14 protein-coding genes are annotated in these 17,008 nt (G+C 63.9%); 7 read left to right on the top strand and 7 right to left on the bottom strand.

Annotation, left to right across the window (positions count from 1 at the left end; translation table 11 throughout):
* Positions 1–15: 15 nt before the first annotated feature.
* The 4 genes from HWE01_RS00225 to HWE01_RS00240 are packed head-to-tail and all read right to left on the bottom strand — an operon-like array spanning position 16 to position 3,675.
* Positions 16–654, bottom strand: coding sequence for a PqiC family protein (locus tag HWE01_RS00225; protein ID WP_241820786.1), 639 nt, complete (start codon positions 652–654; stop codon positions 16–18).
* Complete coding sequence (locus tag HWE01_RS00230) at positions 651–2,279, bottom strand: PqiB family protein (RefSeq protein ID WP_241820787.1); 1,629 nt, start codon at positions 2,277–2,279, stop codon at positions 651–653. The genes HWE01_RS00225 and HWE01_RS00230 overlap by 4 nt, the downstream gene beginning before the upstream one ends.
* Entirely contained in the window at positions 2,276–3,037 is a 762-nt protein-coding gene (locus HWE01_RS00235) for a paraquat-inducible protein A (protein WP_241820788.1), read from the bottom strand. The genes HWE01_RS00230 and HWE01_RS00235 overlap by 4 nt, the downstream gene beginning before the upstream one ends.
* Positions 3,034–3,675: a paraquat-inducible protein A gene (locus HWE01_RS00240; RefSeq protein ID WP_241820789.1), complete on the bottom strand. Its 642-nt coding sequence runs from the start codon at positions 3,673–3,675 to the stop codon at positions 3,034–3,036. Before HWE01_RS00240 ends, HWE01_RS00235 begins: the two co-directional genes overlap by 4 nt.
* 535 nt (positions 3,676–4,210) lie before the next feature.
* Here HWE01_RS00240 and HWE01_RS22845 point away from each other — a divergent pair.
* From HWE01_RS22845 to HWE01_RS00250, 3 genes are all read left to right on the top strand, one after another.
* Positions 4,211–4,342, top strand: a complete 132-nt coding sequence (locus HWE01_RS22845) for a hypothetical protein (protein WP_008331140.1) — start codon at positions 4,211–4,213, stop codon at positions 4,340–4,342.
* Between the two features lie 124 nt (positions 4,343–4,466).
* Positions 4,467–6,170: a 2-isopropylmalate synthase gene (leuA, locus tag HWE01_RS00245; RefSeq protein WP_008331142.1), complete on the top strand. Its 1,704-nt coding sequence runs from the start codon at positions 4,467–4,469 to the stop codon at positions 6,168–6,170.
* Positions 6,171–6,487: 317 nt separating this feature from the next.
* Entirely contained in the window at positions 6,488–8,233 is a 1,746-nt protein-coding gene (locus tag HWE01_RS00250; RefSeq protein WP_241820790.1) for a methyl-accepting chemotaxis protein, read from the top strand.
* A gap of 72 nt (positions 8,234–8,305) precedes the next feature.
* Here HWE01_RS00250 and egtB read toward each other — a convergent pair whose 3' ends face one another.
* Together egtB and egtD are read right to left on the bottom strand one after the other, a co-directional pair.
* Positions 8,306–9,658: an ergothioneine biosynthesis protein EgtB gene (gene egtB / locus HWE01_RS00255; protein WP_008331146.1), complete on the bottom strand. Its 1,353-nt coding sequence runs from the start codon at positions 9,656–9,658 to the stop codon at positions 8,306–8,308.
* A gap of 45 nt (positions 9,659–9,703) precedes the next feature.
* Positions 9,704–10,678: an L-histidine N(alpha)-methyltransferase gene (gene egtD / locus HWE01_RS00260; RefSeq protein ID WP_241820791.1), complete on the bottom strand. Its 975-nt coding sequence runs from the start codon at positions 10,676–10,678 to the stop codon at positions 9,704–9,706.
* A 314-nt stretch (positions 10,679–10,992) separates the two neighbouring features.
* Here egtD and HWE01_RS00265 point away from each other — a divergent pair, with 314 nt between their 5' ends.
* Positions 10,993–12,834, top strand: coding sequence for an ABC transporter transmembrane domain-containing protein (locus HWE01_RS00265; RefSeq protein ID WP_241820792.1), 1,842 nt, complete (start codon positions 10,993–10,995; stop codon positions 12,832–12,834).
* 96 nt (positions 12,835–12,930) lie between these two features.
* The gene (locus HWE01_RS00270) at positions 12,931–14,070 is read left to right on the top strand and encodes an NADH:flavin oxidoreductase/NADH oxidase (protein ID WP_241820793.1); all 1,140 of its coding nucleotides are present in this window, start codon (positions 12,931–12,933) and stop codon (positions 14,068–14,070) included.
* Between the two features lie 67 nt (positions 14,071–14,137).
* Here HWE01_RS00270 and HWE01_RS00275 read toward each other — a convergent pair whose 3' ends face one another.
* Positions 14,138–14,779 (bottom strand): DedA family protein, encoded by a 642-nt coding sequence (locus HWE01_RS00275; RefSeq protein ID WP_241820794.1) that lies wholly within the window; start codon positions 14,777–14,779, stop codon positions 14,138–14,140.
* Positions 14,780–15,153: 374 nt separating this feature from the next.
* Between HWE01_RS00275 and HWE01_RS00280 the strand changes: the two genes are divergently transcribed.
* Together HWE01_RS00280 and kce are read left to right on the top strand one after the other, a co-directional pair.
* Positions 15,154–15,939, top strand: a complete 786-nt coding sequence (locus tag HWE01_RS00280) for an SDR family oxidoreductase (RefSeq protein ID WP_241820795.1) — start codon at positions 15,154–15,156, stop codon at positions 15,937–15,939.
* A gap of 41 nt (positions 15,940–15,980) precedes the next feature.
* The gene (gene kce, locus HWE01_RS00285; protein ID WP_175343302.1) at positions 15,981–16,913 is read left to right on the top strand and encodes a 3,5-dioxohexanoate:acetyl-CoA acetone transferase; all 933 of its coding nucleotides are present in this window, start codon (positions 15,981–15,983) and stop codon (positions 16,911–16,913) included.
* The last annotated feature ends 95 nt before the right edge of the window (positions 16,914–17,008 follow it).

The raw sequence follows: 17,008 nt of genomic DNA on the forward strand, positions 1-17,008 counted from the left end.
ACAAAATGCGCCAGCTCAAGCTGAGCACTGTCCTCCCCGCCCCGCCTGCAAAGCGCGAACATCATCGGCAATGGCCTGCACCGCCTTCCCGACTGCCCTCTGCGTGGCAGCGACGACATCGGCATTGGCAGCGCCTGCCACCCGCTCCACCACCGTCAGGCGGCACGCCGCGCTGCGACGGTCATCCGAGCGCGTGATGGTCCAGCCGAAGCTGGCCTGGACCTGGCCGTTGCGGGCTGCGTCGAAATCGCGCAATTCCACATGGATGCGATAGCTGGCCTGGTCCGCCGGTCGGCCGCCGCGCGAGACGTCGATGGCTCCCAGCCTTGCCGCCACGCCCGCAGACAGCGCATCGCGCAACTCATTGTTGAAGGGCGAGGACCAGCGGTCCTGCTCCAATACCTCCACCCGTGTAGCATCGCTGCGCACCACCAGTTGCGGACGCGCCAGGCGGTCGGGCACGGACACCGGCATGACTTCGATGAAGGTCTGCGGCCCCTGGCTGGTCGTACGTACGGACGCGCCGCCATCGGCCGGGGCCGCCAGCGTGTAGAAGCGCGTCGGCGGTGAACTGCCGCAGGCGGCCAGCAGGGAAGCGGCCAGTACGGTCGCCACCAGGGTCTTGAGGGAGAACGAAGTCTTGTCTTGCATCATGGCTCCTGTTTGCCCCGGATCAGCGCTTCCGGATGCTGTTGCAGGTAATCGGTGAGGATACGGATCGAGGCCGCAGCCTTGGACAGTTCCTGCATGGTCTGGCGGATGTCCGACTGCAGCGGTGCATCATCGGAGAGCGTGCGCTCGGCGGCATTCAAGGTCTTGCGGGCATCCTTCATGGTCGCCTGCATCTCCGGCGCGATGTCGTTGTTGATGTGTGCGGCCGTCTGCTCGGCCGTGGTCAAGGTCTTGTTCAAGGTCTTCAGAGTAGTCTGCAGATCGCGACCGATCTCGTCGAACGGTACCTTGGAGAGCTTGCCCGCAATGTCGGAGAGCTGCTTCTGCAGTTCGTCCAGGCTGCCCGGGATGGTCGGCAGCTCCAGCGGCACCTTGTCCGGATCGATCTGCACCGGCTTGGCCTTGGGGAAGAAATCGATCGCCACATACAGCTGACCGGTCAGCAAGTTGCCATTGCGCAGCTGCGCACGCATGCCGCGCTTGACCAGCATGCGCAACAACTGCGCGTTGGAACGGCGCTGCTCGCCGGTCTCTTCGTGGAAGCGGCGGCCCAAACGATCCGGATAGATCTGCACCAGCACCGGCATGCGGAATTCACCGCGCGCCTTGTCGTACTCCACGCCGATGCTCTTGACCTCGCCCAGCACCACGCCACGGAAGTCCACCGCCGCACCCGGCTGCAGGCCACGCAGGGACTGGTCGAAATACAGCAGGGCCGTTTGCGGCGCGCCATCCGGCTCCTTCATGGCAGTGCTTTCATCTTCCACCAGCGCATACTCGGTGCCCTCCTTGGCCGGTGGGCTCACGTGCTGTTCATCGCGCTCGCGGAAGGCGATGCCACCCAGCACCACCGTGGAGAGCGCCTGGGTGTGCAGCTTGAAGCCGCTGGCGTTGAGTTCCATGTCGAAGCCGCTGGCATGCCAGAAGCGCGAAGCCTGGGTGACAAACTTGTCGTAGGGCGCATTGACGAAGATGCGCAGGGTCACCCCCCGACCATCGCTGTCGAGGTCATAGGCGACTACCTGACCGACCTTGATGCGCCGATAGAAGATGGGCGAGCCGATATCCAGCGAACCCAGGTCATCGGTATGCAGCACGAACTGCCGTCCCGAGGCATCGCGCGTGACGATGGGGGGCTGCTCCAGGCCGACGAAGTCTTTCTTGGTCTCTTCCGAGACACCGGCATCGGCGCCGATGTAGGCCCCCGAAAGCAGGGTGCCCAGGCCCGAGATGCCCGAGGCGGCAATGCGCGGACGCACCACCCAGAAACGCGTGTCCTCGGCATTGAAACCGGAAGCGTCCTGGTTGAGCTGGATGCCCACCAGCACGTGCGAACGATCGGCGGCCAGCTTCAGGCTCTGCACCTGGCCGATCTCGACATCCTTGTACTTCACCCTGGTCTTGCCGGCCTCCAACCCTTCTGCGGAACGGAAGCTGACCGTGACCATGGGGCCGCGCTCGACCAGGATCTTGGCCACCAGCGTCAGGCCGACGATGGCCGCAACGATGGGAATGAGCCACACCAGCGAGGGCAGCCAGTTGCGCTGGCGCGCGCGGCGCGGTTGCAGCAGCGCCGGCTTGTCATCGGAATGATCGGGTGGAGTCATGCGGTTTCCTGTGGCTTGTTGACGTTGTCATGGGGAGAAGCAGTATCGGGGAGCGGCTGGCCAGGTGCAGGGAAGGCTTGATCGGTCTCGCGCTCGTCCCAGATGAGGCGCGGGTCAAAGGCCAGCGAGGCCAGCATGGTCAGCACCACCACTGCGCCGAAGGCGGCGATGCCGATACCGGCGTGGATATTGGCAAAGCCGTGGATCTTGACCAGCCCGGTCAGGACCGAGACCACGAAAACATCCAGCATGGACCAGCGTCCGATGGCCTCGACCACGCGATACAGCCTGGCGCGTTGCAGACGGCGCCAGCGACTGCGGCGACGGGCCGAGAAAACCAGGATGCCCAGCGCCACCAGCTTGAACAGCGGCACCAGAAAGCTGGCCACGAACACCACCAGGGCCAGGCCCCATTCGCCGGATGTCCAGAAATAGATGACGCCGGAGAGAATGGTGTCGCGCTGTTCATCGAACAGGGTACGGGTCACCATCACCGGCATCATGTTGGCCGGGATGTACATGATGCAGGCCGCAATCAGGAGCGCCCAGGTACGGGTGAGGCTATCGATCTTGCGTACGTGCAGCCGCGCATGGCACACGCCGCAGGCTTGATGGGGCTGGGCCCCTTCCCACACGGTGCCGCAGTGATGGCAGCCGATCACGCCCAGCGCGGCGGCATCCTGCACGGGCAGGTCTTCATCCGGCTCTTGAGTGAGGTCGGGCGCATGCGATGTCACCTGGCGGGTGGAGAAGCTCATGCACCGGCCTCCTTGTCACCGTATTGCCCGGCTTGCTGCTGCTCCCACACGTGCCAGAGGTAGCGTGGATTGAAAGACACCACGACCGTCAGCAGCACCGTCAGTCCACCGAAGGACCACAAGGCCGGACCGGGGATGACCTCGGCCATGTTGGACAGCTTGATCAGCGCCACCAGCACGCCCAGCATGAATACCTCGATCATGCCCCAGGGCCGTGCCACCTGCATGAGCCGCAGCAGCAGCACGAAGCCGGGCGGACGTGACTGGCGTCCCCCCGGCAGCAACAGGTAGAGCAACACCCCCAGCTGGATCAGCGGGAACAGCAAGGTCGTGGCCAGCACCAGCAGGGCCACCTCCGACATGCCGTCACGGGTCAACGCCACCACCGCACCGATCAGCGTGGTCTGGCTGGAGAGCCCCTGCAGCTCGATGGTAACGATGGGAAAGGCATTGGCGATCACGAACAGGATCAGCGCAGCAATGGTCAGCGGCAGCAGGTGCTGCAGGCGGCGACCGGTATCACGCTCCAGTTCGGCGCCACAACGCAGGCAGCGGGCGACCTCGCGCTCGCCCAGCGTCATGCGCTGGTAGACGGCGTCGCATTCTTCGCAAACGATGAGGTCGGTACGTTTCTGCATGGATGTTGGCGGTTATTGACTATCCTTCCGGGGTGGCGGAGGCGTCGGCATTCTGTTGTTTGTTCTTCGTGGCAGGCGACGCAGAGAGCGGTGCCGGCGCAACAAGTCAACCCTGGTTGGCAAAAGGACTACTGCGGCGCTCGGTTTGGAGCATTTTCACCCGGCGGCGTTCCATCCTCACAAGGAATTGATATTGCAGCAGTGCAGATAAATGACCAGCCGGTTATTAACAAGACGATTCTAGCAACGAATTTATTGGAATGTGCCTTTCTTTTACGTGTGTCAACCGTGTGTAAAAAAGATAGCCCTTGACAAGCGGATGCCCAATCTTCTACATTGCTCGGATGAACTCCGCAGCAACCACCTCCATCCGCCACAACAGCGCCAGCAGTCTGCTAGCGTTGCTATCGGTGTCGCTACTACTAGCCTCGCGCTAAAATCCGTTTTCCTGTCGTATCCGCTGACTTCACGCGATCCGGCAAACCCACAAAATCCAGCAGGTCCGGCAGTACAACCAGGCAGTGACGCGCGTTCCATGATGAAAGCCGACGTCGCCGCCCACCAGGCCAAGCATATGTATTCGATGATCCGCACAATCTGCAACCAGCGCGCGCAACTGCCCCAGGCAGGCGCCCCGCTGCGGGAGATGCCGCCTCTGGCTCTATGAAGGGTTGCCTGGCCACGCGCTCGTGGCAGCCAGGCAACCCGATCGGCCACATCTGACGCACTGAAGCATTCACGTATCCAAGCACTGAAGCATTCCACGCCATCCGGAAACCAAGAGGTCCATCATGATGTTAAGCAACCCCGCCGCCAAATACCGTCCCTTCCCTGCCATCGACCTGCCCGACCGCACCTGGCCCGGCAAGGTCATCGACACTCCGCCGATCTGGATGAGCACCGATCTGCGCGATGGCAACCAGGCCCTGATCGAACCGATGAACGCCGAGCGCAAGCTGCGCTTCTTCGAACTGCTGTTGAAGACTGGCCTCAAGGAAATCGAAGTCGGCTTCCCCTCCGCCTCGCAGACCGATTTCGATTTCGTGCGCAAGCTCATCGTCGAGAACCGCATCCCCGATGACGTCACCATCATCGTGCTGACCCAGTCGCGCGAAGAACTGATCCGCCGCACCGTCGAATCGCTGGAAGGCGCCAAGAAGGCCATCGTCCACCTGTACAACTCGGTGGCCCCGGCCTTCCGCAAGATCGTCTTCAACATGTCGCGCGAGGAGATCAAGAACATCGCCGTCACCGGCACCCGCCTGGTCAAGGAACTGACCGATGCGCGCCCGGGCACCGAATGGCGTTTCGAGTATTCGCCGGAATCCTTCAGCACCACCGAGCTGGATTTCTCCAAGGACATCTGCGATGCCGTCTGCGAAACCTGGGGTGCCACGCCGCAGCGCAAGATCATCCTGAACCTGCCCTCCACCGTCGAGTGCGCCACCCCCAACGTCTACGCCGACCAGATCGAATGGATGTGCCGCAACCTGAAGCACCGCGACAGCGCCATCATCTCGGTGCACCCGCACAATGATCGCGGCACCGCCGTGGCCTCGGCCGAGCTGGCCGTGATGGCCGGCGCCGACCGCGTCGAGGGCTGCCTGTTCGGCAACGGCGAGCGCACCGGCAACGTCGACCTGGTCACGCTGGCATTGAACCTGTACACCCAGGGCGTGAACCCGGGCCTGGACTTCTCCGATATCGACGTGGTGCGCCAGGTGGTGGAAGAATGCAACCAGATCCCCGTTCACCCGCGCCACCCGTATGTCGGCGATCTGGTCTTCACGGCCTTCTCCGGCTCGCATCAGGACGCGATCAAGAAGGGCTTCGCCAAGCAGCAGCCCGATGCCATCTGGGAAGTACCCTATCTGCCGATCGACCCGGCCGACCTGGGCCGCAGCTACGATGCCGTCATCCGCGTCAACAGCCAGTCCGGCAAGGGCGGCATGGCCTACCTGCTGGAACAGGAATATGGCCTGGCCCTGCCGCGCCGCTTGCAGATCGAGTTCTCGCGCGCCATCCAGCGCGAGGCCGATGCCACCGGCAAGGAAATCGCCGCCTCCGATATCCACGCCATCTTCCAGCGTGAATACCTGGAGCGCGTAGAGCCCTATGTCTACCGTGCGCACCGCATGTCCGAAGACAGCTCCAAGGCCGAATCCATCAACATCGAAGTTGACATCGTACGCAATGGTCAGCCGGTCACCGTGCGCGGCAGCGGCAATGGTCCCATCGATGCCTTCGTGCATGCGCTGGGCCTGGACATCAAGTTGATGGACTTCCATGAACACGCCATCGGTGCCGGCGCCGACGCCAAGGCCGCCAGCTATATCGAGCTGCGCCTGAACGAAGCCCCGACCGGATTCGGTGTGGGCATCGACGCCAACATCGTGACTGCCTCCTTCAAGGCCGTGCTGTCTGCCGTGAACCGCCAGATCGCCATCAGCGAGAGCGCCAACCAGGCTGGCTCCGCACAGGCCAAGGCTGCCTGAAACGGAATCCGGCCGGCGATCCCGGCCGCTTTCTGAACGCGACGCCGCCCTACCGGGCGGCGTTGTTGCATCCCCCTCCCCCGCCCTCTTGCCGTCTGACGCCGTTGCACGGCCGCCACGTTGATGCGCGGCAATCTGCGCTGATCCTCGTTTTCCCTGACGCCGGACAAGTTCGCAGAATTTACGTGTGCCAAACGTTCTCAATGTACGTAACTGGCTTATTATTGCTTCCTGGTCGTCATACCAGTTAAAAGTCACATGCCACGTGTGACATCTCTCATCAGCAAGCCGCATCCACATTTTTCGGGGGGAAAATCATGCGCTTCAACAATCTCAGCATTTCCATACGACTCACACTCGCGTTCTCGGTACTGATCCTGGTGATCGCCGCCATCGTCACGCTGGGCCTGGCCCGCTTGAGCAACATCAACCAGGCGCTGGACCTGGTGGTCAATGACCGCTACAAGAAGATCGACATCATCAACAACATTTCCGGCAGAGTCGACGATCTGGCCATCTCGCTGCGCAACCAGTTGCTCATGAGCGATCCGGCGCAAATTGCCAAAGAGCAACAAACCATCGAGCGCCTGTCAGCGGAAAACACCAAGCTCTACGATGAACTGGGCAGCCTGATCGTCAATGCGGAGGCCCGCGCCAAGTTCGAAAAGGTCACGGAAACGCGCAAGAGCTACGCCGCCCTGCGCAAGGAGATCGACCGCCTCTACAACAGTGGCGAGAAGGATGCCGCCATCAAGCTCATGCTGGAGCAGATGATGCCGCTGCAGAAACTCTATTTCGGCCATCTCGATGCGCTCTCGGACATGCAGCAGAAACTGATGGATCAGTCGGTTGCCGATGCCGAAGCCATCTACAGCTCCACGCGTACGATCATGCTGGTCTCCGGCCTCCTCTCGGCGCTGTTCGCCGCCTTCATCGCCTGGACCATCTCGCGCAGCATCACCCGTCCGCTCAGCCGTGCCGTGGAAGTGGCCGAGACCGTGGCGGCGGGGGATCTGACCGCCGTCATCGCCGCCCACTCCAACGATGAAACCGGCCGACTGCTGCAGGCGCTGGCGGCCATGAACCAGAAGCTCAAGGCCATCGTGCAGGAGGTGCGGCGCGGTACCGACTCCATGGTCACCGCCTCGACCCAGATCGCCAGCGGCAACCTGGACCTGTCCTCGCGCACCGAGGAGCAGGCCAGCGCCCTGGAAGAAACCGCCTCCTCGCTGGAACAGCTGACCTCCAGCGTCAAACAGAATGCCGACCACACCCGCAAGTCCAGCGAGCTGGCCGGCAACGCCACGCAAGTGGCCAACCAGGGCGGCCAGACCGTCAAGCAGGTGGTGCAGACCATGGGCGCCATCAATGATTCCTCGCGCAAGATCGTGGACATCATCTCGGTCATCGACGGCATTGCCTTCCAGACCAACATCCTGGCGCTGAATGCCGCCGTGGAGGCAGCACGCGCAGGGGAACAGGGCCGCGGCTTCGCGGTGGTGGCGTCGGAAGTGCGCGGCCTGGCCCAGCGTTCGGCCACCGCCGCCAAGGAAATCAAGGAACTCATCAATGATTCCGTCGGCCAGGTCACGGCCGGCACTGAACTGGTGGCACAGGCCGGCAGCACCATGGATGAGGTGGTCCACAGCATCGAGCAGGTCAGCCACATCGTCGGGGAAATCTCGGCCGCCACGCGCGAGCAGAGCGATGGCATCGAGCAGGTCAACCAGGCCATCATGCAGATGGACAACACTACCCAGCAGAATGCCGCGCTGGTGGAGGAAGCCGCCGCCGCCGCGCAGGCCTTGCAGGATCAGGCGCAGCGACTGCTGGAACTGGTGAGCGTGTTCCGTCTCGATGACCTGGGCACGGCACCCGCACCGGCTCCCGTGGTGCGCGCCGCACCGTTGCGCACGGCGACACCGGCATCGACGACGGCCCTGCCCGGCAAGCCTGCTGCCACCAAGCCGCCCGCAGTCCGCGCCGCGGCTGCCGCGCCGGCACCACGCGCGCTTCCGGCCACCAGCAAGGAAGACAAATCGGAAGAGTGGGAAACCTTCTGAGAGGTCAAAGTCGGTACCGCCACCAGGGCCGGCTGCGGCCCTGGTGGCGGCTTGAAGACGCAAGCAAGGCCATCAGCCCTGGCGGGCCAGGCGTATGCCGCTGACCTGCCAGCGTGCGCTGGCCGGGAAGAAATTGCGATAGGTCAACCGTGCATGGTTCAGCGGCGTGGCCGAAGATGACCCACGCAGCACGTACTGGTTGACCATGAATTTGCCATTGTATTCACCTACCGCACCCGGTGCGGCGGTGAAGCCGGGGTAAGGCCCATAGCTGCTGCTGGTCCACTGCCAGGCCACGCCAAAAAATTCACGTCCGCGCCCATGCAGCCGCGCGGCTGCATGTTCCCACTCGGCCTCGGTCAACAGACGGGCCTGAGCCCAGCGGGCATAGGCATCGGCCTCGTAATACGAGAGATGCACGGCAGCCCGATGCGGCTGCAAGGGCTGTACGCCATACTCGGTGAATTCGCGCCACTGGCCGTCGGCGCCGCGGCGCCAGTACAGGGGATGCGACAAGCCAGCCTGCCGCTTCCATTCCCATCCCTCGGACAACCACAGTGCGGCATCGTCATAACCGCCCGCCTCAACGAAGGCCAGGTATTCGGCATTGTTCACCAGCCGCGAAGCGCACTGGTAGGGCTCGACGAACTGGCGATGGCGCGGCGTCTCGTTGTCGAAGCAAAAGCCGCCACCGGCATGACCGATCTCGACGATACCGGCCTCGATGCGATGCCAGCGCAGCGCCAGCTCGGCCGGGTCGTCCAGCTGCAGGTTCATCGGCAGGGGTTGATAGGCCGGTTGCAGCGGGTTCATCGACAGCAGGAACTTGATGTCGGTGAGCATCAGCTCCTGATGCTGCTGCTCGTGCTGCATACCCAATTCCAGCAGCGCAAGGAAACCCGACAGTTGCGGATGCGCGCTGCCCGCTTCGCCGGGTTCCGACTCCAGGGCATCGATGAGCAGCAGCATGCGTGCATCGACCTGCTCGCGATAGGCCAGCACCTCCTCCAACGCGGGCCGCGTGAGCAACCCGCGCTGCGGACGCGGAAACTTCTCGCCCACGCCCTCGTAGTAGGAATTGAAGAGCACGCGGAACTGCGGATGGAAGGGCGTAAAGCCGCTCTGGAAACGCTCCAGCAGGAAGGTTTCGAAGAACCAGGTGGTGTGGGCCAGGTGCCACTTGACGGGGCTGGCATCCGGCATGGCCTGCACGCAGCAATCCTCGGCCGAGAGCGGTTCGGCGATGAGCAGGGACTGCCGGCGCAGGCGCCGGTAACGGTCGCCCAGGCGCTCGCGCGGGCGTTGATGGAGGTGCTGGACGGCAGCGTCGATGACGGCATCGATGGTGGCAGCGGTGGCGGCAGTGACGACGGCCTGGTCGTCTTCGCCTTGCGTGGTGGTGTCCTGGGTAATGACGGAAGGCATCCGGTCTCCTGCAAGAATCATTGAATCAATATGGGCCAGCGCCGCCTAGCGCGCCTGCGCATGGCAGACCGCGAACCAGCGCCGCTGGTCAAACCACAGGCGGCAATTGCCGAATCCGGCTTCTTCCAGCAGGCCCAGGATGTCCTGCTCGGTGAACTTGTGGCTGTATTCAGTATGGATGCGCTCGCCCTGATGGAAGGTGCGGCGTCCGCCCGGCCAGCGCACGATCAGGTCGCGCCGCGCTTCGAGGTGCATTTCGATGCGCTGCTGGCGGCCGTTGTAGAAGGCCACGTGGCGCCAGTCGCGGGGGCTGAAGTCAGCCCCGATCAAGCCGTTCACATGGTTGAGCAGGTTCAGGTTGAATGCCGCTGTCACACCGATGGCATCGTCATAGGCCGCTTCCAGCACGCGCGCATCCTTGACCAGATCCAGCCCGATGAGAATGCCGCCATCGCTGGCACCGGGCGGCAAGGCCGCACGTACCCGGCGCAGGAAGTCTAGCGCCTGGCGTGGATCGAAGTTGCCCAGCGAGGAACCGGGATAGAAGAACAGGCGGCGTTGCTGTCGCACCGTTTCCGGCAGTGCCAGCGTGGCGGAGAAATCCATCCCCAGCGGCAACATGGGCAGTTGCGGGAAGCGCTCCTGCAAGCCGGCCACCGACTGGTGCAGGAAATCGGTGGAGATATCCACCGGCACATATTGTTGCGGCTGCAAGGCCTCGAACAGCGCGGCGGCCTTGGCGCAATTGCCGGCGCCCAGGTCGATCAAGGTACAGCCCTTGCCGATGGCCTGCGCCATGGCCTGCTGATGGGCGGCGAAGATGGCGGCTTCGGTACGGGTGGGGTAATACTCGGGCAGAGCACAGATGGCTTCGAAGAGCTTGCTGCCCAGCGCATCATAGAAATATTTGGGTGAGATGGCCGCCTCGGCGGCGGTGAGCCCGGCCAGCAGTTCATCATGTGATGTGCGCTCTGCTGGCGCGGCCTCCCGGCGGGAGGGGATCAGTGCGGGTTGGGCCAAGCGAATCTCCTTGCCTGTCATGGGGTTGGGATGATGCGGATGCCTGCTGCTGCGCTGCGCCGGTCGAGCTGATCGCGCTCGAATCCGCATACTGTAGCAGGGCAAGGCAGGCAAGCAATGGCTGACGAACAACATCGCGTTGTGAGACAAGCTGCGCGATGTCTGCACGGACTGTCTATACTTATGCCTCTTCCGATTAAGGCAAGCCCGGTTGGTTCAACGCAGCCAGCAGTTTTTCCCGGCGTTGACCGGCGACTCTGGCCGTGCGGCAACATGCACGCAACGATTGGCCCGGCAGCCTCAACAGCTCATCCATGTCCATGTCCTCCACGACTCCTTCCCGCATCGACTCCCCTGCCACCGACGCCACGCCAGCCTCGGATTCTCCCACCGCCCGCAAATCCGCGCTGGCCGCACTGCGCGGACTGCTCCCCTTTCTCGCGCCTTACCAGAAGCAGTTCCTGCTGGCCGGCCTGGCGCTGCTGGTGGCGGCCGCAGCCACACTGGCCGTACCCTATGCCTTCAAGCAGATGATCGACCTCGGCTTTGGCGCGGCCGGCAGCAAGAGCGCCAGCCACATCAACCTGTACTTCCTGGCCCTGTTCGGCGTGGCCTGCGTGCTGGGGGTGGCCACGGCGGCACGGTTCTACATGGTGTCCTGGCTGGGCGAGCGGGTCACCGCCGACCTGCGCAGCGCGGTCTATGCCCACGTAGTGACGCAGAGTCCCGAATTCTTCGAAACCACCAAGAGCGGCGAAGTCCTCTCGCGCCTGACCACCGATACCACGCTCATCCAGGCCCTGGTCGGCACCAGCATTTCGATGGCCCTGCGCAATGCCCTGCTGTTCCTGGGCGGCATGAGCATGCTCTTCATCACCAGCGCCAAGCTGACCTCCATCATCATCGTCATGCTGGCGGCCGTGGTGCTGCCCATCGTCTTCTACGGGCGCCGCGTGCGCAAGCTCTCGCGCGCCTCGCAAGACCGCGTGGCCGATGCCGCCGCCATGGCCGGTGAAATCCTCAACGCCATGCCGACCGTGCAAGCCTTCACGCATGAAGAGATCGAGGCGCGCCGCTTCGGCGATTCCGTCGAGCGTGCCTTCCAGACAGCAATGGACCGCATCCGCGCCCGCTCGCTGCTCACCGTCGTGGCCATCCTGCTGGTCTTCGGTGCCATCGTCTTCGTGCTGTGGCTGGGCGCGCACGCGGTCATGCAGGGCCGCATGACCGGCGGCGAGCTGGGCCAGTTCATTCTGTACGCATCCCTGGTGGCCGGTTCGCTGGGCGCCCTCTCGGAAGTGATGGGCGACACCCAGCGCGCCGCCGGCGCCACCGAACGCCTGCTCGACCTGCTGGCGGCGCAGTCGCCGGTACAGTCCGTACTGCTGCCGGAACAACTGCCACCCCGCACCGCCAACGGCGCGGCCCTGAAGATCGAAGACCTGGACTTCCACTATCCCTCGCGCCCCGGCAGCGCATCACTGTCCGGCTTCTCGCTGGATGTGCGTGCGGGAGAGACGGTGGCCGTGGTCGGTCCCTCGGGGGCCGGCAAGACCACGCTGTTCCAGTTGCTGCTGCGTTTCTACGATCCGCAGCACGGCAGTATCCGGCTGGAGGGCGTGGACATCCGCTACCTGACACTCCAGGACCTGCGCAAGGCGATCGGCATCGTGCCGCAGGACACCGTGATCTTCTCGGCCAATGCCATGGAAAACATCCGCTTCGGTCGCCCCGATGCCAGCGATGCAGAAGTGATCGCGGCCGCCCGCATGGCCGCTGCGCATGAATTCATCGAACGCCTGCCGGAGGGCTATCAGTGCTTCCTGGGCGAGCGCGGCGTGCGCCTTTCCGGTGGCCAGCGCCAGCGCATCGCCATCGCCCGCGCGCTGCTGAAGAACCCGCCGCTGCTGTTGCTGGACGAAGCCACCAGCGCCCTGGATGCCGAATCCGAGCGCCTGGTGCAAAGCGCCCTGGAAGCGGCCATGGTCGGCCGCACCACGCTGGTCATCGCGCACCGCCTGGCCACCGTGCAGCGGGCCGACCGCATCATCGTGCTGGAACACGGTCGCATCGTCGAGACCGGCACCCATGCCGAACTGGTGGCCCGCGATGGCCTCTATGCCAGCCTGGCGGCATTGCAGTTCGAGACGCAATAAGGCATACGGCGGGGGCCGCCGACGCAATTTGAAGAAATCCCCTAGACTGCGCATCTCGGCATCTTCCCGATGCCATGACATGACAGGAGTTCTTGCATGAGCAGTCTATTGTTTTCGCCGCTGACCCTGCGCGGGGTCACCTTGCCCAACCGCATCGCCGTCTCCCCGATGTGCCAGTATTCGGCCGAGGACGGCTTCGTCAACGACTGGCACCTGGTGCACCTGGGCAGCCGTGCCGTGGGCGGGGCCGGCCTGGTCATCATGGAGGCCACGGCGGTGGTTCCGGAAGGCCGCATCACCAGCGCCGATCTCGGTATCTGGAAGGATGAGCACGTCGCGCCCCTGCGCCGTCTCACCCGCTTCATCGAGCAGCAGGGTGCCGTGCCCGGTATCCAGCTGGCGCATGCGGGCCGCAAGGCCAGTGCCCTGCGTCCCTGGGATGGCCCGGCGGCCAGTGTGCCGGAGGCCAAGGGAGGCTGGCTGCCGCAGGCGCCCTCGGCCCTGGCCTTCGACACCACCTATACCGAACCGCATGCCATGAGTACGGCGGAAATTGCCGCACTGGTGCAAGCCTTCGCCGAGGCCGCCCGTCGCGCCCTGGCAGCCGGTTTCAAGGTAATCGAACTGCATGGCGCGCACGGCTACCTGGGCCATCAGTTCCTCTCGCCCCTGAGCAATCACCGCACCGACCAGTACGGCGGCAGCTTCGAGAACCGCATCCGCTTCCTGCTGGAAACGGTGCAGGCGACCCGCGCCGTCTGGCCCGCCGAACTGCCCCTGCTGGTGCGCCTGTCGGCCACCGACTGGACCGAGGGCGGCTGGGGCGCCGACGATACAGTGGCCCTCTCGGCCCGCCTGCGGGAAATGGGGGTGGACCTGGTGGATGTGTCCACGGGCGGCAACCTGCCCTCGGCGGCCATTCCGGTCGGCCCCGGTTACCAGACCGGCTTTGCGGCGCGCGTGAAAAACCAGACCGGCATCGCCACCGGCACGGTCGGCATGATTACCGACGCCTTCCAGGCCGAGCACGTGCTGCGGACCGGCCAGGCCGACCTGGTGCTGCTGGCGCGCGAACTGCTGCGCGATCCCTACTGGCCGCTGCATGCCGCTCAGCAATTGCGCGAAGACGTGGCCTGGCCGCCGCAATACGTGCGGGCGGCGTCCAGCAAGACACCGTTGCGGCCGGATGTGCAATACGGCGGCAAACAGGACCAGGGCCTCACAAGCAGCGCCTGAAAGAAAAACTGCCGTTCAGCCTTCAGGCTGAACGGCAGTTTTTTGCTGGCTTCGCGTCGAGAGGCGATCAGCCCGGACGACGCCGTTGGCGCAAGTACTCGATGATCCCCGGCAGGATCGACAGGATCACGATGGCCACGATCAACAGGCTCAGGTTCTTCTTGACGATGGGCAGGTTGCCGAAGAAGTAGCCGGCATAGCCGAAGCTGGCCACCCAGGCGATGCCACCGATGACGTTGTAGAGGAAGAAGCGCTTGTAAGTCATCGCGCCCACGCCCGCCACGAAGGGTGCGAAGGTGCGCACGATGGGGGCGAAGCGGGCGATGATGATGGCCTTGCCGCCGTGCTTCTCGAAGAAGGCATGGGTCTTGTCCAGGTATTCCTTCTTGAAGATGCGCGAGTTGGGCTTGTCGAACACCTTGATACCCAGCATCTTGCCAATCTGGTAGTTGGTGCTGTCGCCCAGGATGGCGGCCACGATCAGGGTCAGCAGCATCAGGTGAATGTCATAGGCGCCGGTAGCGGCCAGGGCGCCGGTGACGAAAAGCAACGAGTCGCCGGGCAGAATGGGCGTGACCACCAGACCGGTTTCGCAAAAGATGATCAGGAACAGGATCAGGAATAACCAGGGACCATAGGAAACGGCCAGTTCGGCCAGGTGACGGTCGATGTGGAGGATGAAATCGACCAGGAACAGAAGGATATCCATAAGCCTGTAGAGAGAGGGGAAGTGGCAGAAAGTGGGCATTGTACCAACAGCCCCGCCCCTCTCCGCGAAATTTGATGCAGTGCCGCAGCCACCCTTCCCGCCCCTCCTCCCCTCGCGCATTGATGAAAGTTTTTCCCTGTCGCGCAATCTGTTCATGCTCCACCCCAGCCATGGCCCAGGCCGCTGTGCCAGAGCCCGCTACCCGTGGGCTGTGGCGGCCGGATCGGGCGGTTTCAAGGGAAATCCCGGGTCAGAATGCTGCCGTTGACGCTCCTGCGCGGCTCCACTACAGTCGTTCGCACCGGCCTTTCCCCACTACGACAAGACCAGCCCACGCTGGCATCGGGGCCGGATCCCCCCCAGGAGACCAAACCATGGATCTGAACCTGCAGGACCATCACGTCATCGTCACCGCCGGTGCCCAGGGCATCGGCCTCGCAATTACTGAAACGTTCATCAAAGCAGGCGCGCAAGTGCACGTCTGCGATATCGATGAGGCTTTCCTGGCCGATGCACGTGCCCGACTGGCAGGCGCTGCGGTGAGTTTCAGCCGTACCGACGTGGCCAGTCCGGCGCAGGTCGATGCCATGTTCGCCAACCTGGCCACGCGCTGGGACGGAAGACTGGACGTCCTGGTCAACAATGCCGGCATTGCCGGTCCCACGCTGCCGGTGGAAGACATCGATGCGGCGCAATGGGACCAGACCATCGCCATCAACCTGACCGGCCCCTTCCTCTGCACCCGGCGCGCCGTACCCATGCTGAAGAAAAACGGCGGCGGCGCCATCATCAATATTTCCTCGGTGGCCGGTCGGCTGGGCTTTGCCTTGCGCACGCCCTATTCGGCATCCAAGTATGGCGTCATCGGCCTGACCGAGACCTGGGCCATCGAACTGGGCCCCTCCAACATCCGTGTCAACGCCGTCTTGCCGGGCATCGTCGAAGGGCCGCGACAGGAGCGCATCGTGGCCGCCAAGGCGGCGGCCTATGGCATCGAACATGAAGAAATGCGCACACGCTTGCTTTCCAAGGTCTCGCTGCGGCGCATGGTCAGCGCCCAGGACATCGCCAACCAGATCCTTTTCCTCTGCTCGCCCGCCGGTGCTGCCATCAGCGGCCAGAGCCTGTCGGTGTGCGGCAACGTCGAAACGCTGGCCTAGCGCCCTTCCCCTTTTCTTTGTCCTCTCCAGGAGCACGTCCCATGGCCCAGCCTCGCAAAGTCATCATCACCTGCGCCGTCACCGGCGCCATCCATACGCCTTCGATGTCGCCCTACCTGCCGGTGACGCCCGAGCAGATCCGCGATGAAGCCCTGGCTGCCGCCGAGGCGGGCGCGGCCATCGTGCACCTGCATGCGCGCGACCCGCACAACGGCAAGCCGACCCAGGATCCGGACGCCTTCCGCAAATTTCTGCCGCAGATCAAGGCCGCCTCCAACGTGGTCATCAACCTCACCACCGGCGGCGCGCCGACCATGGGGGTGGAAGAACGGCTGCAACCGGCGCTGCAACTGAAACCGGAAGTGGCTTCCCTGAACATGGGCTCGATGAACTTCGGCCTGTATGAAATGCTGAACCGCTTCAAGGATTTCAAGTACGACTGGGAACAACCCTACCTGGCCGGCTCGGACGACCGCATCTTCCGCAATACCTTCAAGGACATCGCCTACATCCTCGAGTCCTGCAGCGCCAACCAGACCCGCTTCGAGATCGAGTGCTATGACATCGGCCACCTCTACACGGCCGCGCACTTCATCGACCGCGGCCTGATCAAGCCGCCCTTCCTGATCCAGTCGGTATTCGGCCTGCGCGGCGGTATCGGCAACGATGTGGAAGATGTCATGCACATGAAGCGCACCGCCGACCGTCTCTTCGGCGATGCCTATTTCTGGTCGGTGCTGGGGGCCGGACGCGGCCAGATCCCGATTGCCACCATGGCCGCCGCCATGGGCGGACACACCCGCGTGGGGCTGGAAGATTCCCTGTGGGATGGCCCCGGCCAGCTGGCCAAAAGCAATGCCGATCAAGTGCGTCGTATCCGTACCGTGATCGAGGCGCTGTCCTTGCAGGTGGCCACGCCGGACGAAGCGCGTGACATGCTGCAACTCAAGGGCGGGCAGAACGTCGGATTCTGAAACAGGCCCGGCCTTGCGGGGAGCACCGGGACGGAGCAGCGTCTCCGGTGTTTTTCTTCATCTTGCTGCAATGACAAGCTGGTCCGGCATCGGGT

The organism is Herbaspirillum sp. C7C8, assembly GCF_022627875.1.
Lineage (GTDB): Bacteria > Pseudomonadota > Gammaproteobacteria > Burkholderiales > Burkholderiaceae_D > Herbaspirillum.